Annotated in this window: 25 protein-coding genes and 2 pseudogenes; 11 read left to right on the top strand and 16 right to left on the bottom strand. The window is 63.8% G+C overall.

Annotation, left to right across the window (positions count from 1 at the left end):
• Nucleotides 1-50 precede the first annotated feature (50 nt).
• The 3 genes and pseudogenes from tnpB to PE061_RS10015 all read right to left on the bottom strand — a co-directional run.
• On the bottom strand, nucleotides 51-410 hold the full coding sequence (gene tnpB, locus PE061_RS10025; protein WP_271258939.1) for an IS66 family insertion sequence element accessory protein TnpB: 360 nt from the start codon (nucleotides 408-410) through the stop codon (nucleotides 51-53).
• Nucleotides 410-958 (bottom strand): IS66-like element accessory protein TnpA, encoded by a 549-nt coding sequence (tnpA, locus tag PE061_RS10020; RefSeq protein ID WP_271258938.1) that lies wholly within the window; start codon nucleotides 956-958, stop codon nucleotides 410-412. Before tnpA ends, tnpB begins: the two co-directional genes overlap by 1 nt.
• Nucleotides 959-1206: 248 nt before the next feature.
• Nucleotides 1207-1527, bottom strand: a pseudogene (locus tag PE061_RS10015) (ATP-binding protein); the annotation flags it as partial.
• Between PE061_RS10015 and PE061_RS10010 the strand changes: the two are divergent.
• Nucleotides 1528-1806, top strand: a pseudogene (locus PE061_RS10010) (TrbI/VirB10 family protein); the annotation flags it as partial.
• Nucleotides 1803-2045, top strand: a complete 243-nt coding sequence (locus PE061_RS10005) for a DUF2274 domain-containing protein (RefSeq protein WP_271258937.1) — start codon at nucleotides 1803-1805, stop codon at nucleotides 2043-2045. The pseudogene PE061_RS10010 and the gene PE061_RS10005, both read left to right, overlap by 4 nt.
• An 8-nt stretch (nucleotides 2046-2053) precedes the next feature.
• Here the strand turns inward: PE061_RS10005 and PE061_RS10000 are convergent, their stop codons facing one another.
• Together PE061_RS10000 and PE061_RS09995 are read right to left on the bottom strand one after the other, a co-directional pair.
• Nucleotides 2054-3439 carry an ATP-binding protein gene (locus PE061_RS10000; RefSeq protein WP_271258936.1) on the bottom strand — a complete coding sequence of 462 codons (1386 nt, stop codon included), beginning with the start codon at nucleotides 3437-3439 and terminating at the stop codon, nucleotides 2054-2056.
• Entirely contained in the window at nucleotides 3436-4095 is a 660-nt protein-coding gene (locus tag PE061_RS09995; RefSeq protein ID WP_271258935.1) for a response regulator transcription factor, read from the bottom strand. Before PE061_RS09995 ends, PE061_RS10000 begins: the two co-directional genes overlap by 4 nt.
• Nucleotides 4096-4225: 130 nt before the next feature.
• On the opposite strand from PE061_RS09995, the gene PE061_RS09990 reads away from it, so the two are divergent.
• The 6 genes from PE061_RS09990 to PE061_RS09965 all read left to right on the top strand — a co-directional run bounded on the left by PE061_RS09990 (nucleotide 4226) and on the right by PE061_RS09965 (nucleotide 11025).
• Nucleotides 4226-4618, top strand: a complete 393-nt coding sequence (locus tag PE061_RS09990; protein WP_271258934.1) for a PepSY domain-containing protein — start codon at nucleotides 4226-4228, stop codon at nucleotides 4616-4618.
• A gap of 10 nt (nucleotides 4619-4628) precedes the next feature.
• The gene (locus PE061_RS09985; protein ID WP_271258933.1) at nucleotides 4629-5897 is read left to right on the top strand and encodes a ferredoxin reductase family protein; all 1269 of its coding nucleotides are present in this window, start codon (nucleotides 4629-4631) and stop codon (nucleotides 5895-5897) included.
• Nucleotides 5898-5948: 51 nt separating this feature from the next.
• Nucleotides 5949-6419, top strand: a complete 471-nt coding sequence (locus PE061_RS09980) for a DUF2271 domain-containing protein (protein ID WP_271258932.1) — start codon at nucleotides 5949-5951, stop codon at nucleotides 6417-6419.
• A 21-nt stretch (nucleotides 6420-6440) separates the two neighbouring features.
• A complete protein-coding gene (locus PE061_RS09975) occupies nucleotides 6441-8648 on the top strand; it encodes a PepSY domain-containing protein (protein ID WP_271258931.1) in 2208 nt (735 codons plus the stop codon).
• A complete protein-coding gene (locus PE061_RS09970) occupies nucleotides 8629-9606 on the top strand; it encodes an FAD:protein FMN transferase (protein WP_271258930.1) in 978 nt (325 codons plus the stop codon). Before PE061_RS09975 ends, PE061_RS09970 begins: the two co-directional genes overlap by 20 nt.
• Before the next feature lie 399 nt (nucleotides 9607-10005).
• Nucleotides 10006-11025, top strand: a complete 1020-nt coding sequence (locus PE061_RS09965) for an IS110 family transposase (RefSeq protein ID WP_271259171.1) — start codon at nucleotides 10006-10008, stop codon at nucleotides 11023-11025.
• Nucleotides 11026-11391: 366 nt separating this feature from the next.
• Here PE061_RS09965 and PE061_RS09960 read toward each other — a convergent pair whose 3' ends face one another.
• The gene (locus PE061_RS09960) at nucleotides 11392-11604 is read right to left on the bottom strand and encodes a helix-turn-helix domain-containing protein (RefSeq protein ID WP_271258929.1); all 213 of its coding nucleotides are present in this window, start codon (nucleotides 11602-11604) and stop codon (nucleotides 11392-11394) included.
• Between the two features lie 114 nt (nucleotides 11605-11718).
• On the opposite strand from PE061_RS09960, the gene PE061_RS09955 reads away from it, so the two are divergent.
• Nucleotides 11719-12669: a restriction endonuclease gene (locus tag PE061_RS09955; RefSeq protein WP_271258928.1), complete on the top strand. Its 951-nt coding sequence runs from the start codon at nucleotides 11719-11721 to the stop codon at nucleotides 12667-12669.
• A 45-nt stretch (nucleotides 12670-12714) separates the two neighbouring features.
• Here the strand turns inward: PE061_RS09955 and PE061_RS09950 are convergent, their stop codons facing one another.
• From PE061_RS09950 to PE061_RS21765, 5 genes are all read right to left on the bottom strand, one after another.
• On the bottom strand, nucleotides 12715-13362 hold the full coding sequence (locus PE061_RS09950) for a DUF5681 domain-containing protein (protein ID WP_271258927.1): 648 nt from the start codon (nucleotides 13360-13362) through the stop codon (nucleotides 12715-12717).
• Nucleotides 13355-14683 (bottom strand): site-specific DNA-methyltransferase, encoded by a 1329-nt coding sequence (locus PE061_RS09945; RefSeq protein ID WP_271258926.1) that lies wholly within the window; start codon nucleotides 14681-14683, stop codon nucleotides 13355-13357. Before PE061_RS09945 ends, PE061_RS09950 begins: the two co-directional genes overlap by 8 nt.
• An 87-nt stretch (nucleotides 14684-14770) precedes the next feature.
• Nucleotides 14771-15619 (bottom strand): hypothetical protein, encoded by an 849-nt coding sequence (locus PE061_RS09940; RefSeq protein ID WP_271258925.1) that lies wholly within the window; start codon nucleotides 15617-15619, stop codon nucleotides 14771-14773.
• Nucleotides 15620-15784: 165 nt separating this feature from the next.
• The gene (locus PE061_RS09935) at nucleotides 15785-16753 is read right to left on the bottom strand and encodes a hypothetical protein (RefSeq protein WP_271258924.1); all 969 of its coding nucleotides are present in this window, start codon (nucleotides 16751-16753) and stop codon (nucleotides 15785-15787) included.
• Between the two features lie 32 nt (nucleotides 16754-16785).
• Nucleotides 16786-17079 (bottom strand): recombinase family protein, encoded by a 294-nt coding sequence (locus PE061_RS21765; protein WP_420794388.1) that lies wholly within the window; start codon nucleotides 17077-17079, stop codon nucleotides 16786-16788.
• A 21-nt stretch (nucleotides 17080-17100) separates the two neighbouring features.
• Here PE061_RS21765 and PE061_RS09930 point away from each other — a divergent pair, with 21 nt between their 5' ends.
• A complete protein-coding gene (locus PE061_RS09930) occupies nucleotides 17101-17568 on the top strand; it encodes a hypothetical protein (protein WP_420794387.1) in 468 nt (155 codons plus the stop codon).
• Nucleotides 17569-17846: 278 nt separating this feature from the next.
• On the opposite strand, the gene PE061_RS09925 is transcribed toward PE061_RS09930, so the two are convergent.
• From PE061_RS09925 to PE061_RS09910, 4 genes are all read right to left on the bottom strand, one after another.
• Nucleotides 17847-21341, bottom strand: a complete 3495-nt coding sequence (locus PE061_RS09925; RefSeq protein WP_271258922.1) for an indolepyruvate ferredoxin oxidoreductase family protein — start codon at nucleotides 21339-21341, stop codon at nucleotides 17847-17849.
• A gap of 25 nt (nucleotides 21342-21366) precedes the next feature.
• Complete coding sequence (locus PE061_RS09920) at nucleotides 21367-22506, bottom strand: enolase C-terminal domain-like protein (RefSeq protein WP_271258921.1); 1140 nt, start codon at nucleotides 22504-22506, stop codon at nucleotides 21367-21369.
• Nucleotides 22507-22546: 40 nt separating this feature from the next.
• Complete coding sequence (locus PE061_RS09915; protein WP_271258920.1) at nucleotides 22547-23380, bottom strand: enoyl-CoA hydratase/isomerase family protein; 834 nt, start codon at nucleotides 23378-23380, stop codon at nucleotides 22547-22549.
• Between the two features lie 70 nt (nucleotides 23381-23450).
• On the bottom strand, nucleotides 23451-23747 hold the full coding sequence (locus tag PE061_RS09910) for a putative quinol monooxygenase (protein WP_271258919.1): 297 nt from the start codon (nucleotides 23745-23747) through the stop codon (nucleotides 23451-23453).
• Nucleotides 23748-23854: 107 nt separating this feature from the next.
• Between PE061_RS09910 and PE061_RS09905 the strand changes: the two genes are divergently transcribed.
• Nucleotides 23855-25078 carry an MFS transporter gene (locus tag PE061_RS09905; protein ID WP_271258918.1) on the top strand — a complete coding sequence of 408 codons (1224 nt, stop codon included), beginning with the start codon at nucleotides 23855-23857 and terminating at the stop codon, nucleotides 25076-25078.
• 5 nt (nucleotides 25079-25083) lie between these two features.
• On the opposite strand, the gene PE061_RS09900 is transcribed toward PE061_RS09905, so the two are convergent.
• A complete protein-coding gene (locus tag PE061_RS09900) occupies nucleotides 25084-25842 on the bottom strand; it encodes an SDR family NAD(P)-dependent oxidoreductase (protein ID WP_271258917.1) in 759 nt (252 codons plus the stop codon).
• Between the last annotated feature and the right edge of the window lie 13 nt (nucleotides 25843-25855).

Genomic DNA, 25855 nt, shown 5'->3' with positions numbered 1-25855 from the left:
TACTGCAGATCAGCGCACAACCCAAGCTTTTCTGCGGCATTGGTGGTATTCTATCCCGCCGCTGCCGGCCGCCACACCTGCTCCGGCACCCGCCAGTCGATCCCCTCGATCAGCAGCGACAGTTGGGCCGAGCTCAGCACCACCTTGCCGCCGCGATCGGTCGCCTGTGGCCAGATGAAGCTGCCCTGGTCGAGCCGCTTGGTGAACAGGCACAGCCCGTTGCCATCCCAGAACAGGATCTTGATCAGATTGGCCTTGCGGCCCCTGAACGCGAACAGATGACCCGAGAACGGATCGGCGGACAGCACGTTCTGCACCAGCATCGCCAGGCCATCCATGCCCTTGCGCATGTCGGTGACACCGGCTGCGATATGTATCCGCACGCTCGTGCCAGTGGGGAGCAGCATCATCACGCCACTCCTTCCAGCATGTCGATCATCGCCCGTACCGTTACCGGATCGGTGTCGCGGGCAAAGCGCAGACGCCGGCCACCAACCAGTTCGACCCCGATATCGTCGCGCGGCCGCTCCACAATCACCGCGGCACCGGCTGCAGGGACGGACAGAGTAGGCATCGCAGGGGATCCGTCAGCCGTAACCGGATCATCGCTCACCGTCACCGGTAGGAACACCGGCTCGGGCTCCGAGGGAACCAACCCCTGTTTCCAGCGGAACAATACCCGCGGTGCTATCCCATAGCGGCGCGCCACCGACGATACCGAGGCGCCCGGCGCCATCGCTTCCGCAACGATCCGCTTCTTGTCGCTAAGCCGGAAGTTGCGCCGGCTCTCGGGCAACGCTCGGCCCGAAGGAACATAGCCCGTCGACAGCGGCCCATTTTCCCTGTCAGTCATATGACTGGACATATGACTAAGCCCGCCGCGACGGTACAACAGCCCCGCCTGGTGCACCTTCTCCTCGGCTTTGAACCGGTCGCGCCAGTTGCCGAACCGCTTCAATGGCAGCCCATGGAACGCGCAATATTCTCGCTGGTTGAACGGGCTTCGCTTCCACTCCTCATGGTGATGGTGTCAAACGGCGTTCAAAAGGGACCCCCGATCGGCGTCGAAGAGGGACCCCCTTTTCGGATAATATGATGCTGGTTTGTTGAAGATGGCCTTGCGCTGCGTGCGGCGGAGGGCGGGCGTAGCCCGACCGGAGGCGCGCGCAGCGCAAGATAGATTTTTGAAGGCGCCGAAGGTGGCTGTCAGCTGCGGTTTTTGAAGCGCCAGCTGTCGTTGCCCGTCTCGACGATATCGCAGTGGTGGGTGACGCGGTCGAGCAGCGCCGTGGTCATCTTGGGATCGCCGAACACGGTCGGCCATTCGCCGAAGGCGAGGTTCGTGGTGATGATGACGCTGGTCCGCTCATAAAGCTTGCTGATGAGGTGGAACAGCAACTGCCCTCCCGAGCGGGCGAACGGCAGATAACCGAGCTCGTCGAGCACGATCAGGTCGAGCCGCGACAGCTGCGCCGCCAGGGTCCCGCCTTTGCCGATCCGGGTCTCCTCTTCGAGGCGTGTCACCACCGCATCTTCGCCGGCGCCGTGTTGACGACGCTGCTGGGTGTGGGTGCCGAGCTGGCCGCGCCGGAGAACCGCCAGGACGGCAACCGCATCGTCATCGCCGGACGCGACAGCGCGCAGGACAGCGTCAATCAGGTCGGCCAGGAAATCACCCGGCGCAACATGACCATTCAGCCGACGTTGACGGCCCGACCGGGCTTGCCGGTGAGGATCATCGTCAACCGTGATTTGGTGCTGCGGCCGTACCAACCGCTTTTCTTCAACCGGGGGGCTTCACGATGACGACGCGCAAGCTGCGGCTAGGGCCGCTGCCGAAAATGGAATCCACGAAGCTGGCCTTTGCTTGTCCGGCCAGCCTGAAAACCAAGCTCGACCAGTACGCCGCGCTGCACGCGCAGACCTATGGCGAAGTGGTCGATGCGGCGACACTGATCCCGCACATGCTGGAAGCCTTCATGGCCGGAGATCGGGGGTTCAGGAAGGGAAGCGCAGGCAAGACCGCGGCTCCCAAGCCAAGCTGACCGTGTATTCAGCTCGGCGAATTACCAAAACGACTGCCCGAGCCGATCAACAGGTGGTTATCACTCATTGTAGTGGGAAGAGTCAGGCATGCCTCGAAGCCTGAATCCTGTCCGGGCCTCGGCGACTTCAGGACCAACGCACTGCCGATGCGCTGGGCAATCGCATGGACGATCGCCAGCCCAAGACCACTGCCATCCCTGAGCTTTCCCGCGCGCTCGAATCGGTCCGCCAACCGGGCAAGGGTTTCGTTCGGCACGACAGGCCCATCGTTGGCGACCGTCAGTACGCCGTCGCTGGCCAGCGAAACATGGATGGGCGTGCCGTCCGCGCCATGGCGCAGGGCGTTTTCGACGAGGTTGCGATAGAGGATCGCGAACACGTCGGGATCGAGATCCGACATCAGGGGATCGTCCGGCAGCGACAGGGAGATTCGATCCGCGCCCGCCGTACGAGACAACTCGTCGGTCAGGATGCGCGCTACGGGCCGCAGATCCGAGACCTGTTCCAGGCGCAGCCGTCCGCCTTCGGCCCGTGCCAGTTGCATCAAGCGTTCGGAGAGCCGCGTCAGGCGCTTGAGTGTCGCTTCGATATCGGATGCACGGGCCTTTGCCGCCGGGTCGCCCGTCTCTGCCTGCAGGCGCTGGGCCTGCGCGATGGCGCCCGCCAGCGGCGTGCGCAGTTCATGGGCGGCATTGGCGGCGAAGCTGCGCTCGGCTTCGAAGGCGGCGCCGAGCCGCCCGAGCAAGCCGTTCAGGGTGTCGGCCACCGGCGCGACCTCTGCCGGCAGTTCATCCGCCGGGACCAGCGACAGATCGCGTACCCCACGTGCCGCCAGCCGTTCACGGAAGCGCCGCAAGGGGGCCAGGGTCGTACGCACGGTCAGCACGATGGCCAGCAGCGCAATGGGCAGAAAAATCAACAAGGGCAGAACCAAACCCATCTGGATTTCACGCGCCATGACCATGCGATGCGCCAGCGGTTCGGCGACAGTGAGCCGGATAGAGCCTTGCAGTGTCTCTTCGCTGTAGAAGCGGTGGGTTGTGGACTGACTGAATCCGATGCCACTCCAATGAGGGAAAACCACCGGGTTGGCGTCGTGCGAAAGCAGCAGGATGCGTCCTTGGGCATCGCGCACGGCATAGGTGAGCAGTTCGTTGTGCTCGCGGATTTCGGCCAGGCGCTGGGTCACCCCTTCTTCTTCACGCCCAAGAACGTCTGCGACTGCCAGCGGCAGGATTCGCTGCGCCGTTTCCTGGAGGGCCGAGTCAAAGATTTCCTCGATGGCATTGCGCGCCAGGACCGCCGTCACTGAGGCGGCACCGATCCAGAGCCCCGTCAGCAGGACTCCCAGCGAAAGCCCCAGGCGCCGCTGCAGGCTTCCGGGCACCCTCATGCCTGCCCCAACCGATAGCCCAGTCCGCGTTCGGTCACGATGATCTCGGCGCCCAGTTTCTTGCGCAGGCGGCTGACATGCACCTCGATGGCGTTGCTCTCCACTTCGGCATCGAAGGCATAGAGCTTTTCCTCCAACTGCGCTTTCGAGAGCAACTGGCCGGGTCGGGACAGGAATGCCTCGAACAACGCCCATTCGCGCGCCGTCAGCGGCACCAGGCGGCCGTCACGACGGATGCTGCGTGCGGCCAGATCGATCTGGAGTGATCCATGGATGACGATGGGATTGGGGTTGCCGCTGTATCGACGCGCAACCGATCCGATGCGCGCCGACAATTCGGCCAGATCAAAGGGCTTCACGAGATAGTCGTCGGCGCCGGCATTCAGCCCCTCGATCCGGTCTGACACCTGATCAAGGGCCGTCAGGATGATGACCGGTATGGCCGTACCCCGCGCGCGCAGGCGCCGCAGGAAGGGAATGCCCCGGCCATCGGGCAACATCAGGTCCAGCAGAACGAGGTCGTAAGGCACGCCCGCGATCGCATGGTCCGCCGCATCAAGGCGACGCACCCAATCCACGGAATGGCCATCGCTCGCAATCTGGTCGCGCACGGCTGCGCCCAGCACGTCGTCGTCTTCAATCAGCAGGACACGCATTGAACCTTTCCTCTATGGGCCGACGCAACGGCATACCTGACGGCAACCTGAAGCAATTTTCGCTCAGGGCTCAGGCTGCGGTCACGTTAGCAGAGCATCCTCAAGCCATCGAAGGATAAAGGAGCTCACCATGAAAACATTCCTGCCGATTGCCGTAGTGATCGCGCTGACTGCCTCTGGTGCCGCGCTGGCTGACGACGATTGCCACCGACCCATGGCCGAATGGCAGTCCCGCGAAACCGTTACGGCCCGTGTAACCGAACTGGGCATCACGACAGAGCGCCTGCGCATCGACGATGGCTGCTACGAAGTCCGTGGCCGGGACGGTGACGGCAACCAGATTCGTTTGAAGATCGACCCGGCATCGCTCGCGGTCCAGAAACTGGAGGTCCGCTTCCGCTCTGGCGCCGACTCGTCGCGCTACCTGCCTGCTGGGCGGGGTCAAGCGGCCAAGACGGGCAAGCCCTCTGATGACAAATCGCGGCGCCCGCCCGCCCCGGCGGCGCCGGAGGGCACGCGCTAAGGAGTGCGCCATGTACCTGACGGGACCGATATTGGCCACCCTGGCCGTTCTGTACGCGGCCGTGCTTGGTGCACAGACTTATGCACCCTACGGTGCGGACGTCGCAATAGGCATTGCACTGGGCGCGGCATCCATTGCTGCCATGAGTCTGGCCTTGGTCTTGTCCGCACGCCCGCGTTGGGCCGAACCCCTGTTTGGGGGGCTCGATCGGATGTATGAGGTTCACAAATGGCTGGGAATTGCCGCACTGGCCCTGATGATCGGGCACAACACCTTCGAGCCCGAGCTGGAAAATGTCGTGCGCGAAACGCGACTGGGGGAATTTGCTTCGGACATCGGTGAAGTCGCATTCAATGGCCTCATCGGGCTGATCCTGATCAGTTGGATCAAGCGGATTCCCTTCACTCGACTGGAGTTGCCCTGGCCGATCTGGCGCTTCACTCACCGTTTCACAGGGCTTCTGTTTGCCGTCGCCGCATTCCACCAGCTTGCCATCGATCAGCCCGCCGGCCTGGATGGCACGCTGGGCCTGTACCTGAACGCCTTGAGCCTGGCAGGGGTGACGGCGTGGCTGTTCATGCAGTTCGTCGCACCGTACCTGCGTCCGCGTGCATTTGTGCTGGAGAACATCGACCAACACGGAATGGTCGCGGAAGTGACGCTGCGCCCAGAAGGGCGAGCCCTGCGCTGGCGGCCGGGTCAGTTCGCCTTCCTGTCGGCCTCCGATGTGGGGATGGCCGAGGCTCATCCCTTCACCATAACGAGTGCGCCGAGTGCGGACGGTCGCCTCCGCTTCGCCATCAAATCCCTGGGCAACTGGACCCGGCGTCTGCCCGAACGTCTGTCACCCGGTAAGCGCCTGCGGGTCGAGGGGCCTTACGGTCGGTTCGTTTTCCGCAGGCGCGTGCGGCGCCAGGTATGGCTGGCCGGCGGCATCGGCATCACACCTTTCCTGGCCTGGGCCGAGGCATTGACCGATGCCGAGCAGCAGGAGATCGCTCTGGTCTGGGTGGTGACGACGCGACCCGAAGCTTTCGCCGCAGAGCGCTTGGCGACCATTGCCGCACGCCATCCCGGCCTGACGGTGCATGTCATGGCCAGCGCCGAAGACGGGTGCTTGACAGCGCAACGGCTAATCCAGTTGGTGCCCTTCCCGCTGTGCGAATCGGAGCTGTTTTATTGCGGACCGGCTGGCCTGCGTGATGCGGTCGTGTCGGGACTCCAGGCGACGGGGCAGCGCCCGCGTCGCGTTCATCACGAGGTGTTCGCGCTGCGCTAGAGGCGCCTGCACCTCCACGAACGACATCGTTCTACTTGCGAAGGAATCATCATGAAAAAGCTCGTCTCTTGCCTGGCCCTGTCCGCAGCCATGGCGCTGCCTAACCTGGCTGCGGCACGTCCGGTCACCTTGACCACCGCGCTCAAGAACTATGGCGGCAATGGCGCCTACCTGGCGCTGTACCTGACCGATGCAAACGGCGCCTATGTGCGCACACTGTGGGTCGCGGGTGAGAAATCGAAGTATTACAAGCACCTGCCGGACTGGTATCGCGCGACTGGCGGCAACCGCTCGCAGATCGATGGCATCACTGGTGCCAGCGTGGGTGCAGGCCGCAGCCTGAAGGTGACGGTGGACTTGGCCGATGCCCTGTTCGATGCGGGCTACAAGCTGAACGTGGATGCCGCCGCGGAGGATATGCAGGACAGTCCACGTGACGTTTCGGTGCCATTGACGACCGCCGGGGCTGGCAAGCCCGTCGCCGGGCGGCGCTATGTCGCCGGCTTCAGCTACGGCCTCTGATCCTGATCGGAAGCTGCCGCGATGATGCGTATCCTGCACCGCTGGCTGGGCCTCGTGCTGGCCGTCCTGCTGGTTGTCACGGCGCTGAGCGGCGCGGCACTCTCGCTCTTTCCGGCGCTGGAGACTGCTCGAACCTTTCAGCCCGATGCCACGCTGACAGTCGCTGATCTGGCCACGCGGGTGCAAGCAGCTCATCCCGGCCTGGAACAGATCAGGCGCGCACCCTCGGGGCAGATCAGTGCGTGGTGGTTCGATGGCGACCAGCCCGGTTCGGCCGTGATCGACCCGGCCACAGGCCGTGATGTGGCCAGCGCCGACCCGAATCCGCTGCGGCGCTGGCTCACCAATTTGCACCGCTCGCTGCTCCTGGGCGACAGCGGCCGCCTGATCGTCGCAGCGGGCGCGCTGGCGATGCTGCTGCTGGCCATTTCCGGCACGGTGCTGGTAGCCCGTCGCCTGGGAGGCTGGCGACACTGGTTGGCACGCCTGCGTGGCCCGCTCGCAGGACGCCTGCATACCGACATCGCGCGTGTGACGGTGCTGGGGCTCGCGCTGTCCGCCATGACCGCACTGTGGATGTCGGCCCAAACCTTCGAGATCGTCACGATCGATGTCGCCAGCCTGGAGACGCCTGCCACGGTCAGCGGTCAGGCCGGCCTGGCGCTGACCGAGATGCAAGCCCTGCGCGTCACGCCGGTGGCCGAACTGCGCGAGCTGAGCTTTCCCGCGCCAGACGATCCGCAGGACATGTTCACCCTGAGAACCGACCGGGGCGTGGGATATGTGGATCAGGGAACCGGCACCCTGCTGGGTTGGCAGGACCTGAGCCTCGGGCAACGCGCGTCGGAGACGATCTACATGCTGCATACCGGGCAGGGCGCTGCCGTGTTCGGGCTGTTCCTGGGAGTGATGGCGATGGGGGGGGCGATACTGGCCGTGACGGGGATACTGGTCTGGCTGCCGGGGTGGCGCAGTCGCCCCCGGCTTATAGGCAACGCACCCGCCGCGCAGGCCGACACCATCGTGCTGGTGGGCTCCGAAGGCGGCAGCACCTGGGGTTTTGCCGCGACGCTGGCTCGTGGCTTGCGTGATGCAGGGCAATCGGTGCATGTGACCTCGATGGCAGCCTTCCAGCCCGCACGCTATCGTCGGGCGCGGCGCTTTCTGATCCTCGCCGCCACCTATGGCGAGGGCGATGCCCCAGCCTCGGCCAAGGGCTTTCTCGTTCAGCTCCAGAGCCTGAAGACCGCGCCCACCGCTCCTGTGGCGGTACTGGGTTTCGGCGACCGCAGCTTCCCGGCCTTCTGCGCATTCGCCTGCGCTGTGGACAACGTCGCTCGGGACAAGGGCTGGCCTGCCCTGATGGCCTTCGACACTATCGACCGCCAGTCGCCGCAGGACTTTGCCCGCTGGGGCCGAATACTGGGCCAGGCGCTTGGCATCGAACTGGAACTCGCCCACCAACCGACTCTTCCGGCCATCCAGACGCTGACCCTGCTGGAGCGCCACGACTATGGCGCGGCGGTGCAGGCTCCGATGTCGATCCTGCGCTTCGCGCTGCCCAAAGCGTCGTTCTGGCAGCGCCTGACGGGCCAACGCTTCACGCGATTCGAGCCAGGCGACCTGCTGGGCATCGTACCCGAAGGCTCGGCGATCCCCCGCCTGTATTCCCTGGCATCGGGATCACGGGACGGTTTCATCGAAATCGTCGTGCGCCAGCATGTCGGCGGCCTGACCTCGGGCCAACTGACTCAATTGGAGCCAGGCCAGACGGCCCAGGGATTCTTGCGGCGCCATCCGGGTTTCCATGCGGGCCGCGATCGGATACCCCTGATCCTGATCGGGGCAGGCACCGGGGTCGGGCCACTGGCGGGCTTCATACGCAACAACAAGTCACACCGCCCCGTTCATCTGTTCTTCGGACTGCGCCAGCCCGACAGCGATTTTCTCTACCGCAATGAGCTGTCGGGCTGGCAGGCCGATGGCAAGCTGGCTCATCTGTCCATCGCAGTCTCACGCGGAGAGCGGCCGCAGTACGTGCAGGATGCCCTGCGACAGCAAGCGCCACGGATCACAGCGGCCATCAGCCAGGGCGCCAGGATCATGGTGTGCGGAGGGCGGGATATGGCGCGCGGTGTGGCCGATGCACTGACCGACATTCTGAAGCCTGCCGGGTTGACGCCTGCGATGCTCAAGGCCGGGGACCGCTATGTCGAAGACATCTACTGAGCTGATCCGCCATGCGCTGAACGGCCCCACCATGGGCACGCGCTGGTCCGCCCTGTTTTTCGCCGCGCCGGGATTCGACACCGGCCCGGTGCAGGCAGCCTTGCAGCAGGCAAGCGACGAGGTGGACATGCAGATGTCCACCTGGGATCCGGACAGCGACCTGATGCGCCTGAACCGGACGCCGGCGGGCGCATCAGCCGTGGTGCCGGACGATCTGGCCCGCGTGCTGGCCCTGGGCCTGGCCATCGGACGCGCTTCCGGCGGAGCCTTCGACATCGGCATGGGCGATGCGGTGCAAGCCTGGGGCTTCGGCCCGCAAGCCACCAATGAAGAAGGCATACGCCGCGCCTTGGCCGCACCCCGACGCGCGGCCCACGAGGTGCTGGAACTGACGGGCAACCAAGTGTGCAAACGGGAAGCCATCGTGCTCGACCTGAATGGCATCGCCAAGGGTTACGGGGTGGACCGGCTGGCGCAAACCCTGGGCAGCTTCGGCATCGCCGCAGGACTGGTCGGCATCGACGGTGAGATGCGCGCACTGGGCCTGCGGCCCGATGGCGAGGCATGGACAATCGCGGTCGAAGCGCCCGATCCAGACAGCCGCGCGCCGCATTCGATCCTGTGCCTCCAGGATGGCGCTGTCGCCACCTCTGGCGACTACCGGCACGGTGTGACGGTGCAGGGACGCTACTTGTCGCACACGATGGACCCGCAGCGGGGCGCGCCGCTGCTGTCTTCGCCAGCGTCGGTTACCGTGCTTGCCCCGACCTGCGCAGAAGCCGACGCCTGGGCAACGGCCCTCATGGTGACTGGCCCCGAAGCCGGCACGGCACTCGCGACGCGGCAGGGACTGAGCGCGTTGTTCCTGATACGGGATGGCAGGGGTGGGCTACTGTCAAAAGGATGCGGATTGTTCCAGGCTGGGGACCGAAGTCGGCGAACTCCACAATCCATTTGATGCTGAAACCGACGAGCTACGAATGCGAATTCGTGGGCTATGATGATGCGGCAGGTTCGTCGTTCCTCAGCAATCCAGCACGACGCAGTGCGATGTGTCCTTCTCTCCCGACGCTCCTATGTAGCTCCTAGCCTACGAAGCCGCAGTTCTGTAAAGCGGCCTTGAAAAGAGCTAACCTGCTGTCCCATATGCGGTTTCAGCCCCGCGTGATCTGCACGAAGGACTTGACACCGGAACTTTTTTGCACGCCGATCACCCCACGAAGGGGGTGCCTATTGCACGCTGATCCTCAGCGCTCTGATTGGCGATTGATTCGGGAAGCCCCGCTGCCAGGCTGTGTCGTTATCGAAGCGATTCAGCACAGGAATACCGTCCATGAGCAAGTTACCACCTGATTTGATGACAGTCGTTACCGTTGGCCTCGATCTAGCCAAGCATATTTTCTACGTCCACGCGGTCGATGGCGCCGATCGACCGGTGATGGCAAAGATGCTGAGGCGGCGAGATGTTATTCCATTTTTCGCCTCATTGCCGCGATGTGTGGTGGGGCTGGAGGCATGCTGCTCGGCGCATCATTGGGCTCGCGAACTTGCCGTACTCGGCCATGACGTCAGACTGATATCTCCCGCTTATGTGAAGCCCTATGTGAAGCGGCAAAAGAATGACGCCACAGATGCTGCGGCGATCGGCGAAGCGGCGACGCGCACCTCTATGCGATTCATCAAGCCCTGTACGATCGCCAACCAGGCGGTCCTGATGCAACACAAGGTTCGCGAGATGCTAGTTGGCCAACGCACCCAGATCCTCAACGGTTTGCGTGGGCATCTCGCCGAGATCGGTATCATCGCTGCACAAGGAGCCCGCCATGCCCGCGCGCTCGCAGACATCCTGCACCTAGGCGATGAGAGTATTCCCGAGGAAGTGCGCGCAGCCCTTTTGCCGCTGGCTGTACAACTCGATTACCTCGATGTGCGGATTACAGAGGCCGATGCGGCGATTGTCAAACTCGCCAAAAGCGATCCCGTGTCTAACCGGTTGATGTCGATCTCTGGAATCGGCCCCGTTGCGACCTCGGCCCTGTCTGCCAGTGTCGGTGACCCCTCAGCTTTTTCCGGATCGCGCGAGTTCGCGGCGTTCCTGGGGCTGGTGCCGCGGCAAAACTCCTCTGGTGGCAAGCCCAGGCTTGGTCGAATCTCGAAGATGGGCAATGCGTATCTCAGGAAGTTGCTCGTCGTCGGCGCGCATGCCGTGCTCTATCATCGCAAAAAGCACAGTGACGCGCTGCGATGCTGGGCTGACCGGCTCTTGGAAAGCAAGCCGTTCAAGCTGGTTGCCGTGGCATTGGCCAATAAGCTCGCCCGTCTTGTCTTTGCAATCATGAGCCAGAATAGCCGCTACCGCAGCGTTCCTGCTCAATAAGTAATCGAGGAATCTTGGGTGACCATGCAATGATGTGATAGGATCGAACATAATCCGCAAAGCCCGACGCCGGGTCTGCGCAGAAAAGCGCGATGAGGTGATAGGGGCCAACGGATCTGCGGACAAACATCAGGGCCAGTGAAGAACATTCACGTCAGCAGGCCGAAGACATGAATGCACCCGATTCTATCCATTTTGCAAAACACCCTTGATCGCAGGGCGCCGTCCAGACATGACATGGAGAAAGTGGTCCAGACGTAACAGCAGCATTCCGAACTCGAGGAAAGGAGCTTGGCAGACCTCCGGCCAAGCGGCGAGCTTCTCGCGGAGGCCGCGGAAATCCGGGAACTCTTGGCGCGTTTGCAGTCACCCGTCTCCATCGAGGAGTGTTCCGGGCGGGACCTCCAGGGGTCCTGCGAGTTTTTCGACGACGGTGATGGTGGGGTTCCTCGCGCCGCGTTCGATGTCGCTGACGTAGGTGCGGTGGATGCCGGCACGGTCGGCATAGTCCTCCTGGCTCCAGCCCCGGTCCTGCCGGAGACGGCGGATGTTCCTGCCGAGGCGCGTGCGTATGTCCACGCGCCGATCAAGACCCCGGTGTCGCCCATCGATCTACAGACGATCAGTGACATCGTTGTTGACTTCGCCTGCGAACGAAGCGGATGTGCATGTCACTGATCGTATGCGCGGAGCGTGGCGGACATCGTGGACATGGAGATCAAGGCGGCAAGCGTACGCTACCTGAAGCCGGGACCGGGCGGCGCATGGGCCGATGCCGCCCTCGATGGCGGCAAGCTCTGGTTCGGCACCGCCAGCGACCCGCACGAGCCCGCGGCGCGGGGCGACTGGGCGATGGTGCGGCAGCACTACGTCGATGCCGGCCGCGCGCCGCGGGAGGCGACGCAGGACCTGCGCGAGGTGCGGGACTTCTACACCCTCGGGCGTGACTGCCTGTGGACATGCTTCGCGCGCGGGCACCTCTGGTGGGCGTTCGCCGAGACGGAGGTCGTCATGCTGGAGGCGCCCACCGCGGACGGCCGGACGCGATACCGCGCGGCGATCGGCGGATGGCGATCCGAGAGCATCGCCAGTGCGCCGCTCGCGATGGAGCGGCTGTCGTCGCGCCTCACCCAACTCGCCGGCTACCGGCGCACGCTCTGCAACGTGGCGGCTGCCGATTACCTGCTGCGCGTCATCAACGATATCCCCGACCCGCTGGTGGAGACGGCGGAACGACAGCACAAGGTACTCGTCGTCGCCCTCGTGCCGGTGATCCAGCAACTGCACTGGGCGGACTTCGAGCTTCCCGTCGACAGGCTGATCGCCAGCGAGGGCTGGCGGCGGTGCAGCCGTCTCGGCGGCACGATGCCGGATGTCGACCTCGTCGCCGAGCTGCCGATGGCAGACCAGCGCATGGCGATACAGGTGAAGTCGAGGATCGACGGCAAGGGGCTGGAACACTGCGCGGCGGCGCTGCGGGCGAACGGGAGTATCGACCGCCGCGTCGTCGCCGCGCACACGGTGACGGGCTCGCTGGCACCGGCTGCACGCGCCGCCGGCATAGAGCTGTGGGATGTCTGCAACCTCGCCGAGCGTGCCGTCGATGCAGGCCTTGCACGCTGGATCACCAAGCAGGCGCGGTGATGCTCATGGCTCACTCGCCGCGCCTGCAGGGGTTCATGATACGCCCTATTCACCGCTATTGGCGTCATCATCACGTTTTACGGTGATGGTTTTCATGTCGATGCGTTCGAGGCCCAAGAGGCCATCCTCGCGCTTGTAGGCACGGTAGTCGCCGACAATGTTATCGACGTTGTATAATCCCCATAACGCCGCATTCTTCGGTCGTTGTGGGCCATCGGAAGATCGTGCGAGCAACTGGAGCAGCAGTTTTATTTCGTCAAACGAGAGCTTACCGACGGCATCTGGCCGGGGCTGGTTCTCCTCGTCCTTGGGGCCATGCTTCTGGAGAAGCTCGAAGGCGAACTCGACCATGCCGATGGGCGCGTCAGGGCGGAGAGCCCTTTCCGCCACGCGGCGTGTCAGCGCCTCGGCGTAGGACATGGCCTTCCGGCCGTCGGGGGTCTTCACTGCGACGGGTTCCCTGAGCACCTTCTGCAGTGCGGCTTCGAGCGAGTGGCGGCCGCGCGGACGACCGGGGCCGCCCTTGCCGCCGGGCTTGAACTGCGTGCGTACCGGCGGGTTGCCATAGCCTCCGGTGTTGTCGCCCTTGTAGAACGGCGAGGGCGGCAGCTTTTGCCGCTTCGGACGCCGCGGCCCCTCGGTCTCGTCACCGACCTCGAACTCCGGCAGGTCTTCCTTGTCCTCTTCAGACATCGTCATGCCCTCCCGCGCGGTTCTCCCGGACAGTGCTGAACAACGTACCGTCCGCAAGCCGCGCCTCCTGCCCCGTCGCCTCGGCAAGGCGCGTGACCGCGAGGTCGACGTAGTACGGATCGAGCTCGATGCCGTGGCCGGCCCGGCCGGTGCGCGCGGCGGCGAGCAGCGTGGTGCCGGAACCGAGGAACGCGTCGAGCACGACGTCGCCGCGTCGCGTGCAGTCGAGGACCGCGTCGGCGATCATGTCGACGTTCTTGCAGGTGGGATGCAGCTCCAGCTTGTCGCGCTCCGGCCCGAACCCGGACGGGGCCGCGTATTCCCAGACGTTCGTGCGGTTGCGGCCATGACGCCCGAGCATGACGTTGTTGACGTGTTTGCCCCCCTTGGCCCGGAACACGCAGACGAGCTCGTGCCGGCTGCGCCACAGCGAGCCCATGCCGCCCGAGGGTTTCACCCAGACGCAGATGTTGACGAGCGTGTCGTAGACCTCCTCGCCCACCGCGATCATGTCGCCGACCGAGCGCCAGTCGATGAACTGGAAGTTGAGCGCGCCCGGCGCGCTGAACGCCGCCTGCGGGCGGAACACCTCCGCCATGAACGCCTTGAACGCCGGGCGCGACATCTCGCCCGAGGCCATCGGGAACTCCGGGTGACGCACCTTGCCCAGGCCGCCGACGTGCCCCTGCACGGGCACGTTGAACGGCATGTCGCTGATGACGGCCGCCGCCCGGGCAGTCCCGAGCAGCAGCTCGTAGCTCGAACGCTGCCGGGCATCGCCGCACAGCACCTTGTGCCTGCCGATGCTCCACAGGTCGCCGGGCCTGCTGACCGCCGCCCGGTCGCGGTCGACGTCTGGCACGGCCTCTGCTGCCCCGCTCTCATCGGCACCACCGTTCGGGCCGAGCAGGAGGATATCGACCTCCGGGGTCTCGAACCCGAGCGATAGCGGTTCGATGTCCAGCTCCATGACGAACGCCACTTCCTGCCGCAGCAGCTCGAACGACCATTCGCCCTTGAGCGCGAGCTGGTTGTCGGCGACCCGGTAGGCGCGCTGCATCGCCTCGTCGAGATGCGGCAGGACGATCGCCGGGACGTGCGTCATGCCGAGCCGCCGGGCGGCGAGGAGCCGGCCGTGACCGGCGATCACCGAGAGGTCTGGCGCCAGCAGCAGCGGGTTGTTGAACCCGTAGGCCCGGATGCTCGCCTCGAGCATCTGGAGTTGGCGTTCCGGGTGTTCACGCGGGTTATGGGGATAGGGCTTCAGGCTGTCGATGGCGACATCGACGAGCTCGTGGCCCCCGGTAGGGATTCCTGTCACTCTCAACCTCCACTACGAATTATGGAGGTTCCCAACTCCACGATCGTGGCCGAGTCGGAATATGCAAGAGAATGGACAGGTGGTGGCTCAGCCTCGACGCTGGCGCCTGAGATGCAGCAATCCGCGCAGCAGGTTCGAGGCATGTGTCTCGCTGACGCCGGGATCGACGGCCGCGAAGAAGGCCACCACGAAGCGGCCGCACGCCGAACCGGCAAGCTGGCGTAGCTCACCGTCACCGCTGATCGGCCCCTCCGTTCGGCGCGACCACGTGGCCGTGCGGCCGGTGGCCTCGAACAGCTCGACGAGCAGCTGGATTGCGAGTTCCAGCGTGGGATCGGGGATATCCCCGCCATGCGTATCGCCCCACGCCGTGGCCGCGGCTTCGCCGACGAGGTCCCAGTCGATGGTCTTGCCCTCGAGGTAGCGGCGCAGGTCCGGGCCCGTCGGGGGAGGATGACGGAGCCATGCCGCCCACAACAGGGCCTGGGCATGGTCGTTGGGGCGATCGACCAGCCTCCTGAGCGCGGCCTCGATGGCCCGGACATCGGCACCGGCCTGCTTCCGCTTCCACGCGAGGTGCGCGATCATCGCGAGCTCGTAGGCAGCCTCCTCGCGCGAAGCTGGCGGCTGCTGTCGCCAGCGGCGGTAGTCGGCCTTGAGTTCCTCGAGCCTCACCGCGATGCCCGGATCGAAGCGGCCCAGTGCCAGCGGCGTCATGATCCTCGCGCGTTCATCCTCGGTCAGCGGTAGAGACTCGTCCGCGACCGGGCATGGTTCGAAACCGAGCGCCGCCATCCGGCGCTTGCCCGCCCGCCCGCGCGGCGCACGGGGACGCTTCGCGCGGTCGAGCGTCCGGGTCCGCAGCTCCTTGACCTCGGGAAGTCCGGGTTCTCCATGGAAACCTGCCGTCATGCCCGCCAGCATAGCCGTTTCCATACCGGCACGTTCCCGTTTTCTGTAGACGGGAATTTGCCCCGAAACGCACGCAGCTCCGCCGCTTTCCCCACGCGCCCGCCGCCGTGGGAGCGGGTTTTCCCATTATCTTCCCGTTTTCCTCTCCAAAGACCCATTCGCTTGGGACTGCGCCACGCACCACCCATTTTAAGACCCAGCACATTCAGGCGCTTGCTTTTGGAGCAAGGCAAAGACCGGCGCAGTTCTGCGGGCTTTGGACGCGCGGTCATCCTGCCGTGAGGCGAGAGCGTCTCCGTTTCGGGACTGACAGCGCCTAAATCTCCCCGGTGTCTCTATCGGCGATGATGCAGACCCCATTTGCGGTATGCGCGATGGTGGGCTGATGCGGCAGCGCTGCAACGAGAACAGCGCTCGAAGGCGCTGGTCCATCGCCCCATGTTGCAGGTCAGGGCTGCACCGTGCGCTGCTCCGGCCACTGGATGGGAAGCAAGGTGTTCTGCAACTGCTGGGCTGGGAACCTTGGACGATCGCCTCGACGATGTCGGGCGCAAGCCACGCGAGCGGTAGCAGACGCGTCATACGCTTGCGGCACTTCCCAGCTTCCGCGGCAACCACGCTCACCGGCTTTCCGGTCGCCAACATCGTCTCCCTCAAGGTGAATGCCTCGGCGACGAGGTCGACGAGCTGGGGATCCGGCGTTCGCGATGGCATGCCCCCGGGCCCCGGAACGACGAGTTTCAGTTCATTCCCACGACGCACGCGGGTGACGGAGGCCGCGATCGCGATCACCGCGTCGTGATCACCGGGGACTGCCATGCCGCAGGCCCGGAGCAACTCCCGCTCGCCGATCATCATGTCGACCCGGTCCTCGTGGAGATCGATACGCTGGAGACCAAGATGAGAGATCTTCGGAAGCAGCGCTGCACCTGCCATCTGCGCAGCCGCGCATGCCACAGCCTCCGCCTGCCGGGGGTCGATACCGATCGCGATGCGCCGGACGCGGTCCGCGTCCGACAGAAGTGCCTTGACCCGCCCCTCGACGATCGCCTCGATGTCGTGCGCACCGATGCGCCATGCCGGTTCCTCGCCCGATGGCTCGCGCGTCACGTAGTAGCGATAGCGCCTGCTCCCCCTCGTCGCGTGGGTCGCCGTCATGCGCCGCCCCATGCCATCGTGCAGGAGACCGATCAACGGCGAACTACCCGTGCGGCATTCCCCGGCGAACAGGCCGGGACCACGCGATGCCAGCTTCTGCTGCACGATGTTCCAAAGATCTGCGTCAATGATGACTTCGTGCTCACCGGGATATGGCGGCCCCCGTGCACGACCTCGCCGAGGTAAATACGGTTCTGCAGCAGGTAAGCCAGCGGTCCAACTGTGAACGGGATACCACCGACGATGCGCCCGTCCCGATAAACGCGCCGCTTCGTGCGATAACCATCCCGGGCAAGCTCCTCGGCAACGGCACGGAGCGAGAGCAATGCTGCATAGCGCTGAAAGACGTGCCGGACCTGCTGTTTCGGCTCAACGTGCTCAACATCTACACGCCGCCGCTGTGCGAGCGCCGGGAAGACATACCGAAGCTTGCCGCATCGTTCGTCGCGCGTTCAGCGGTTCGCATCGGACGGCCGTGCCTGTCGCTCTCCGAATGCGCGATCGAGCGGCTTCAGGCGGCCGATTGGCCGGGTAACGTGCGCGAGCTCGAAAACGTGATCTTCCGTTCGGCGTCGCTCGCCGATTCACCGGTGCTGACCGCGGGCCACCTCGTCTTCAACGACGAAGACCGGAACACCGCAAGACCTGGCCCAGCCGGGGCGTTCGCGCGTTACAAGGAAGCGTTCGAAGCGTTTGAGCACCGCTACTTCGCCAATGTCGCGAAAACGGCGCGCACGGCCCGTTCGGTCGCCGCGCTTACCGGCCTGTCAACGGCAACCGCCGCCCGTAAACTCCGCAAGCATCGCCAGGACTGACGGGCCGGACCGTTCCCCACATCGGCGCACCGGCCCCGGGGAGAGTATGACGCCATCCGAGTTCGCGCGCGAGGTGAGATTGACCCACGCAAGGCTCCTGATCGCCGATACTCGGCAGGCGATGTTTGAAATTGCCAACACGACGGGTTCGTATCACAATCGAGCTTTTCCCAAGCTTACCGGACGCAATTTGGCATATCGCCACGCGAAGATCGTCGCACGAATATCAGGCCTAGAAAGGCATCAGTGCCACATAGCAACAATCAAGGGCAAAATTTCTAGTGCAAGTGGGAAACCATTTTGTCGACAGGGTCCGATACTCTCTTCGATCCGGTCGCCTGCGACATCAGTTGCGCCTTGCGTTCGTTATAAGTCTCGATGTTGCGGAGTTTCACATCTTCATATCCGCGGACCACATCGGGCAGATTCGCGATATCAATGAGCAGGGACGGCTGCCCCCCGTTTTCCAGTGCCCGAAGAACAGTCGCACGATAGTCGGAAATGAGGGCTTTCTCGCGACTGCGGATGATCCCGATGCCAAACAGATCGAGGGGGCCTCCGCGTAACCGCTTTGCCTTCGCCAGAAGACGCGCGACCGGTATGAACCAGCGGCTCATACGCACCTTCCTGTTGACGCCAATCTTGCGCAGGAAAGTCGGATGCAGCCACCAGCCAAAGCTTTGACCTGATCCGAGGCGGCCGGAATGACGATCCCGGTCATACGCTTCCACGAACAGTCGCGCGACCTCGTACTCGTCCTTGTAGGCCATTACCTTATAAAGATTCAGCGCAACAGCTTCGATAAAGGCTGCATGACGATCCATTCCTGCCGATCGCCCGGCGACGTCTTCCAGAAAACGCAGATAGTCGTCAGCGTATCCGCTATCCTGATAGGCAATCAGTTCGCCGGCGCGAATTGAAATGCGTTCTGCGAGCCCTTCGTCCGGCGCAATGGCGCCGATACGGGCAATGAACGCCCCCGGAATCTCCGGCCAGGTGATCGGCGGCCCGTCCCGCCGATTCACGGCAGCATCAAAGCCGACACGGTCGATGACCGCGTAGCGCCCCCACCGGAAAGCGTCGATGTTTGTCTGTACGGCCACGCCGTTCATTTCGATGGCAGCTTCTATTGCCACAGCGGGAATCGGCAGCGCTCCGGCCTGATAGGCCGCACCGATCATCATCATGTTGGCGGCGACCTCGTTCCCGAAGAGACGGCGTGCAGCATGGAGGCCGTCGATCGCAAACGCCACCTCCCGCACATTCGCGCGAATGCGCGAAACGAGCACTTCCTTTTCCGGATAGTGGAGACCGACCTCCGTAACCGTTCCGCCCGTAGGCACCGCATCGGTATTGCCCACGAACACCGTTCTGTCGCTGGATGCCACGGCGAGGTGCACCGGATCCGCCGCCGTGAGGAGATCGAAGGCAAGATAGGTATCCGCCGTCCCCGCCGCGATGCGGACCGCGCCGTCCAACGGCTGTCGATCGACATGGAGCATGGAGACGACCGGCCCCGCCTTCTGGCTCGAGCCGATCTGGTCGATCGAGCGGACATGCAAGCCCGCAAGCGCTGCCGCCATGCCGAGAATCTGGTTGACGGTAACGACTCCCGTGCCGCCGATACCAGCCATCAGCATCGAAAAGCCATCGTCGGAAAGGCGGCAATCGGAATCAGGAAGAGTGACGGACGGAGTACCAACGGAATCTACCCGATCCTCGTTCATTCCGCCTTCGACAGTCATGAAGGACGGGCAATCGCCGAGCAGGCAGGAATAATCCGAATTGCAGGACGTCTGGTTGATCCGCGTTTTCCGACCGAACTCCGTGACAACAGGCTCCACGCTGAGGCAATTCGACTTGACGCCGCAATCCCCACATCCTTCGCAGATGCGCTCGTTGATGTAGACCTTGAGCGGCTTTTTCTCCAGCGCGCCGCGCTTACGCAAGCGTCGCTTTTCCGCCGCACACTGCTGATCGTTGATGAGCACCGTGACGCCATTCTCGGCGGCGAGTTCCCGCTCGACCTCCAGCAGTTCGTCCCGATGGCGGACCGAGGCGAGTGCCGGCAGCGTCTTGCCCCGATAACGCTCGGGCTCATCCGTGGTAATGACGATACGCTGAACGCCTTCGGCAGCAAGCTGGTCGACGATCCCCGCAACGGTCTTGCCGGCAAACACGTCCTGGCCGCCGGTCATCGCCACTGCCGAATTGTACAGCAGCTTGTAGGTGACGTTCGCACTGGCTGCGACCGCGAAACGGATCGCAAGGCTGCCGGAGTGCGCATACGTCCCATCGCCGAGATTCTGGAAAAAATGGTTGGTCCCGGTGAAGCGCTGCAACCCGACCCATTGCGCGCCTTCGCCGCCCATCTGCGTGTAACCGGTTGCTTCTCCCATCACCTTGCCCATCCACAAGGTCATGATGTGGCAGCCGATTCCCGCGCCGACGACGGAACCTTCCGGAACACGGAGCGACCGGTTGTGGGGGCAGCCCGAGCAGAAATAGGGTGTCCGCGTCGTGGAAAGCGGGAGGTTCGCGGCCGGCGCGGCCGGCTGGGAGACCTCCAACCCGAGCCACCGGGCCACCGCCGTCTTGATGATATCGACCGAAAGCTCACCGCAAGCCGTCAGCAAAAGCCGGCCGTCGGTGTCGTTTCGTCCCGAAATCCCCGGCATGCTCTGCCTGCCGTACAGCACGTCCTTCAGGAAGAGTTCGAGGAAGGGACGCTTGTCTTCGACGACGAGAATGTCGGCGAGGCCGTCCGCGAACTCGAGCGCGGTTTCGCGGTCGAACGGATAGAGAAGTCCCATTTTGAGAATACGAATGCCGCGAGCGTCGAGCGCCTCATCGTCAATGCCGAGGAGCTTCAGAGCTTCACGAAGATCGTAGTAGGTCTTGCCGCCCGTCAGAATACCGCGTCGAGCGCCCGCGCGCGCGCCGACAATCCGGTTGAGCCCGTTGAGGCGGGCATAGCGGCGCGCAATTTCGAGCCGGCCATAATAGATTTCCCGCTCCCGCTCGAGCATCGGGGGACCGGCCTCGTTGGAATGGAAGGCGGGCTTGAAAGGCTGGCCATCGTAGACAACCTCCGGAACAACGGGCGCCACACGATCAAGGCCGACGAGCGCGGTAGCCGAAGAGTCGGCGATGTCGGAAATCAGCTTGAAACCGACCCATAACCCGGCTGCGCGGGAAAGCGCATAGCCATGACGGCCATAATCCAGCACTTCCTGAACATTGCCCGGGGCAAGCACGGGCATGTAAAAGCTGCTGAAGATCGTATTGGAATCGGAGGGCAGAATCGTCGAGCGCGCATGCGGATCGTCGCCCGCCACGGCAAGCACGCCGCCATTTCTTCCCGTGCCGTGAAAATTCGCATGATGGAACGCGTCGGCCGCCCGGTCGACGCCCGGCGACTTCCCGAACCACATGCCGAGGACGCCATCATACTTCGGCTTCGGCACCTGATGCAGCATCTGGGTGCCGTAGATCGCCGTTGCTGCAAGCTCCTCGTTGAGGCCGAGTTGATGAAACACCTGCTCCGCCTCGAAGATCGGGGCGTGACGCATGATCTCGGTGTCGACGCCGCCGAGAGGAGAACCGGGATAGCCGGAGACCAGCGCTGCCGTATTCAGGCCCGCAGCACGATCCGAACGCGTCTGATCGATCAGAACGCGCAGCATGGCCTGAACCCCGGTCAGATAAACCGGCCCACTCTCAACCGTATACCGGCTGTTCAGCGTTATCGGCAGGAGGTCATTGCGATCCATTGTCTGGCTTCTTCCGCCGCTCGCCTCAGGTCCAGGCCGTCTTGCGCCCGGAAATACGGCTCGATTCATCCATCGCGCCGACTTCGAGCACTTCCTCGGTCAAACGCTCGATTTCCTCCATGTCGACCTCGTAACCGAGGCCCGGCTTCGTGGGCGCGTTGACCCAGCCGTCGCTGTCGATCCACAGCGTATCCTTCATGCCGATATCGAGGCAGCCCTTGGGCACCGCGATTTCCACGAAGTCGCAATAGTGCGTTGCAAGCATGACATGCAGGTGCGCCGCCATGATGCTGACCGTGCCATAACTGTGTGGTTCGAACTTGATCTGATTGGCTTCGCAGAAGGCCGCAGCCTTGCGCATGGCGGATATGCCGCCGATCCAGTCGCCGATCGCACGGATGGAATCGACGGCGCCGAGATATTGCGGATAGGCACGAAGTCCCTGACTCACGCTTTCCACCGCCGTGACCGGCAAATCCAGTTCACGGCTCAAAAGACGAAGGCCTTCAATATCGGAATCGGGAATCGGGGTCTCATACCAGTAGAAATCAAGCTCATCGAGAACCCGGCCGACCTTGAGCGCACCCTGCCGATCATACTCATTGATGGGATCGAGCATCAGGTCCATCGTATCGCCGACCGCCTCGCGAACCTTGCGACAGATGATGATATCCTTCTCCGGAATGCCCGAGGGATGTATCTTGTATGCGTTAAAACCCTGGTCCCGGCACTCGAGCGCGAGCTTGCAGTACTCTTCCGGGGTCTCGTAGTAGAAGGTGCTGGCGTAGGCGCGAATGCGATTGCGCGCGGCGCCCAGCAATCGGTAAATCGGCTCGCCATGTGCCTTGCCGATGAGATCCCAGAGGCAAATGTCGATGGCGCTCGCCACGGGCGTCGGACGTTCCAGCCGATCCGTCAGCTCGAACGAGATCGCCTCGACTTCATGCGGGTCGCGGCCCACCAGAACCGACTGGAGGCCCGGAAGTGCGTATTTGAACTCCATCGGACTCATCAGGTAGGTAAGGCATTGACCCTCGATCCCGGGCTGATCCGTCAGAAGCCGAACGAGAACGTGATCGAGACTGCGCGCAGCCCATTGTTCCTTCCATTTGTAGATCGGCGGCGTGCGCTTCAGGATATGGGCCTTGATACCTGTGATTTTCATGGATCGTTCCTCCGGAAGGAATGGATTGAATTTTTTTGCCTCAGCTTCTGGCGCGCTGTTCTGAACGGTTTCGGAAGGCTTCCAGCGCCTGCTCGAAATCCGGTTCGTAGGTACACAGAATCTGGTTGCGATCTTCCATGGCCACGACCTGTTCGAGCCCGGCCGCGTCGATGGCGATGTTGAGCGCTTCCTTGGTGAGCCGCAAGCCGAGCGGAGAGGTCGCCAGCATGTCCTCGACGAAGCCCTCCATGATCACGTCCAGTTCATCGTCCGGTGCGACCGCAGACACCAGTCCTGCACGCAAGGCCCGCTCTGCGTCCATGAAACGTCCCGTGAGCAAGAACTCCGATGCCACCCCCGCACCGGCGATACGCGGAAGAAAATAGCTGACGCCGATATCGCAGCCGCTCAGTCCGATTTTTACAAAGGCGGCGTTCATTCTGAGGTCAGGCGTCGCGATCCGGATGTCCGCGGCGAGTGCAATTGCAAAACCTCCGCCGCTGGCGGCGCCGTTCAGCCGTGCGATAATTGGCTGCGGGCATCGCCGCATTGCGATCACGATCTCGCTGATCCTGCGCTGCGCCACCAGCGCGCCGTTCACCGTCGGATCCGCGCGGCCCTTGCGCTCTTTCATATCGAGCCCGGCGCAGAAATGCTTGCCAGCAGCGGAGAGCGTGACGAGGCGTATGTCGTGGCGCCAATAGAGGGCGGAGAACAACCGGCCGAGTTCCATGATAAGACGATCATTGAGACTGTTTGCGGCGTCGGGCCTGTTCAACTGCACGTCCAGACGCACGCCGCTGCGAACGAGCCGAAGATGCCTGAAATCCAGACCTCTCAACGCGTCTGCGTCATCGGTTACCGGCTGAGACATTGCCCAACATACTCCCCATTGTGCCGCCCCTTTATCGCAGCGGTCATCTTATTACAACGCGTTTTCCTTCCTATACCCTTACATCCACGGGCCGATAGGAGGAAACCGCAGGGTCAAGAGCAATGAGGCCCGGCATCTTTTCAATGAAGTCAACGATATAAGGCTGTTCGAGATGGAACTGGATTGCCGCTTCATCGCGCCAGATCTCATGGACGGACCAGCGCCCACCGTCGCCGGAATACAGGTCGTAGCGGATGCAGCCGGATTCGTTGCGGGTAGGTTCCACGAGCGCGGCCAGCGCTTGGCCCAGTTCGGTATCCTTGCCGGGTTTCGCCTGAAAGTTAACGAAATTGGCGATGCGGGCCATGATCCTCTCCCATTATTGTTTTGCATCACGTTGCAATCTTTGTCGCTTTTACCTAGGCTGTTTGCAAGCATGAAAATGGTCGCGACGACCGCCCTGGGGACCGCCACATGACACGGAGCCAATCCGAGCTTGCCCGGAACTGGAAGCTCGTCCTGACCTGTACGAGCGGCGTGGCGCTGGGGGCGATGAGCATCCCCACCTATACCATCGGGGCTTTCGTCAAGCCGCTGCAGGACGCGTTCGGCTGGTCCCGCACCGAAATCCAGGCCGCAATTCTGGTTTCGCAGCTTGGAGTCGGGATCGGCGCCGTCGCCTGCGGCTGGCTGCTGCGCATGGTCTCGATGCGCGCCATGGCGATTACGGGCATTCTGGGCATCTCGGCAGGCCTCGGCATGGCGGCACTGTCGAACGGCTCCCTGACATGGTTTTACGCCGCCTACGGCGTGGCCGCTCTTGTCGGCTGCGGCAGCGGGCCGGTGGTGTGGTGCAGGGCGGTGACGCTGCGTTTCAGCAAACAGCGCGGCCTTGCCCTCGCCATCGCGCTGATCGGGACGGGAATCGCAGGCCTTATTCTCCCGCCGCTGACCGTCGCCGTCGTCGGACACGCGGGATGGCAGACGGGCTATATCGTGCTGGCGGCCCTGCCGCTGCTCATCGCGTTGCCCGCCGCGGCGATCCATTTGAAGCATCTTCCGAAGGACAATGCCGATACCGATGCTTCGGCCCCCGGCACGGGCGGAATGACATTGCCTCAGGCACTCGCGTCCTATCGTTTCTGGCTGATCCTGGCCTCTGTCGTCATTCTCTACCTGTCGCTGGCGGGAATTGTTCCGAACCTGCTCCCCGCGCTCGTCGACAAGGGTCTGGCACCACAACAGGCGGCACTGGCCCAGAGCAGTTTCGCCGCGATGCTCATCGTCGGCCGCCTTGGCCTCGGATTTTTCCTCGACAGGTTCTGGGCTCCGGCCGTGGCGCTGTTCACGCTGCTGCCCGCCGCGGTCGGCTGCGTGGTCCTCTCCGGCGCGCCGGGGCCGTGGATGGCGGCCGTCGCCGCCGGACTCGTCGGCCTCGCATCAGGCGCGGAACTCGACCTGCTCGCCTACCTCACCGCGCGCTATTTCGGACGGGCGCATTTTGCCCGGATATACGGAATGCTCTATTTCGGCGTGGCGGCCGCGGCGGGAGCAGGACCGGTCGCCTTCGCGGCCGTCTATGAAACGCCCGGCGGCGAACAGACGAGTTTCCTGATCGCCGCTGTGTTCTTCGTGCTCGGCGCGGTGTCTCTGCCGTTTCTGGGGCGCTATCCTGCCGAAGATCCGGCGAGGCATTGATCGCATCACGTCATCAGTCCGCCGCCGTTCACCTGAAGCACCTGCCCCGTGGTCCAGCTCCCTCGCGAACTGGCGAGGAACAGAACGGCCTCCGCGACTTCCTCAGGGGTGCCGCGACGCGCGAGAGGGATACCGCTTTCAACCTCGTTCACGGCGCCCGTCGTGTCGTTGGCCGCCATCTCCATCGCCACTTCCGTGAGGATCGGTCCGGGAGACACGCAGTTCACACGTACGACCGGCGCCACTTCGGCAGCAAGCGCCCGGCTGAAGGCTTCGACGGCCCCCTTGCTGGCCGCATAGATTGAAAGGCTTGGCGTCGGCACGCGGGCCGCGATCGAGGAAATATTGACCACCGAGCCCTTGCCGCGCGCCACCATGCCGGGAATGAGCGCCCGGCAGGTGTTGAACGTGCCGGTAAAATTGCTCCCCATCACGTCCTCGAACATCGCGTCCGTCGTGTCGCCGATCGCAGCGGCCGGGAATATGCCCGCGTTGTTCACGAGGATCGTTGCCCCGCCGAGCCTGTCGGCGGCCTCGAGCGCATGAGCAGACGTCAGGGAATCGGCGATCGCGCCCGTCACGATCTCCGTCCGCGTACCATAGGCCGCACGCAGGGCGTCAGCGACGGCTTCAAGCCGCCCCTTGTCCCGGCCCATGAGCACCAGGTTCGCCCCTTCGCGGGCGAAAGCCTCGGCGATTGCCGCGCCGATGCCGCGCGAACAGCCCGTTATGACGGCGACATCGCCATGCAGAATGCCTGTCAATCTATCCTCCCTT

The organism is Sphingosinicella microcystinivorans (assembly GCF_027941835.1).
In the GTDB taxonomy this organism is placed as follows: domain Bacteria; phylum Pseudomonadota; class Alphaproteobacteria; order Sphingomonadales; family Sphingomonadaceae; genus Sphingosinicella.
Note: the sequence above shows the minus strand (reverse complement) of the source record. Positions and strands in the feature narration are given on the sequence as shown.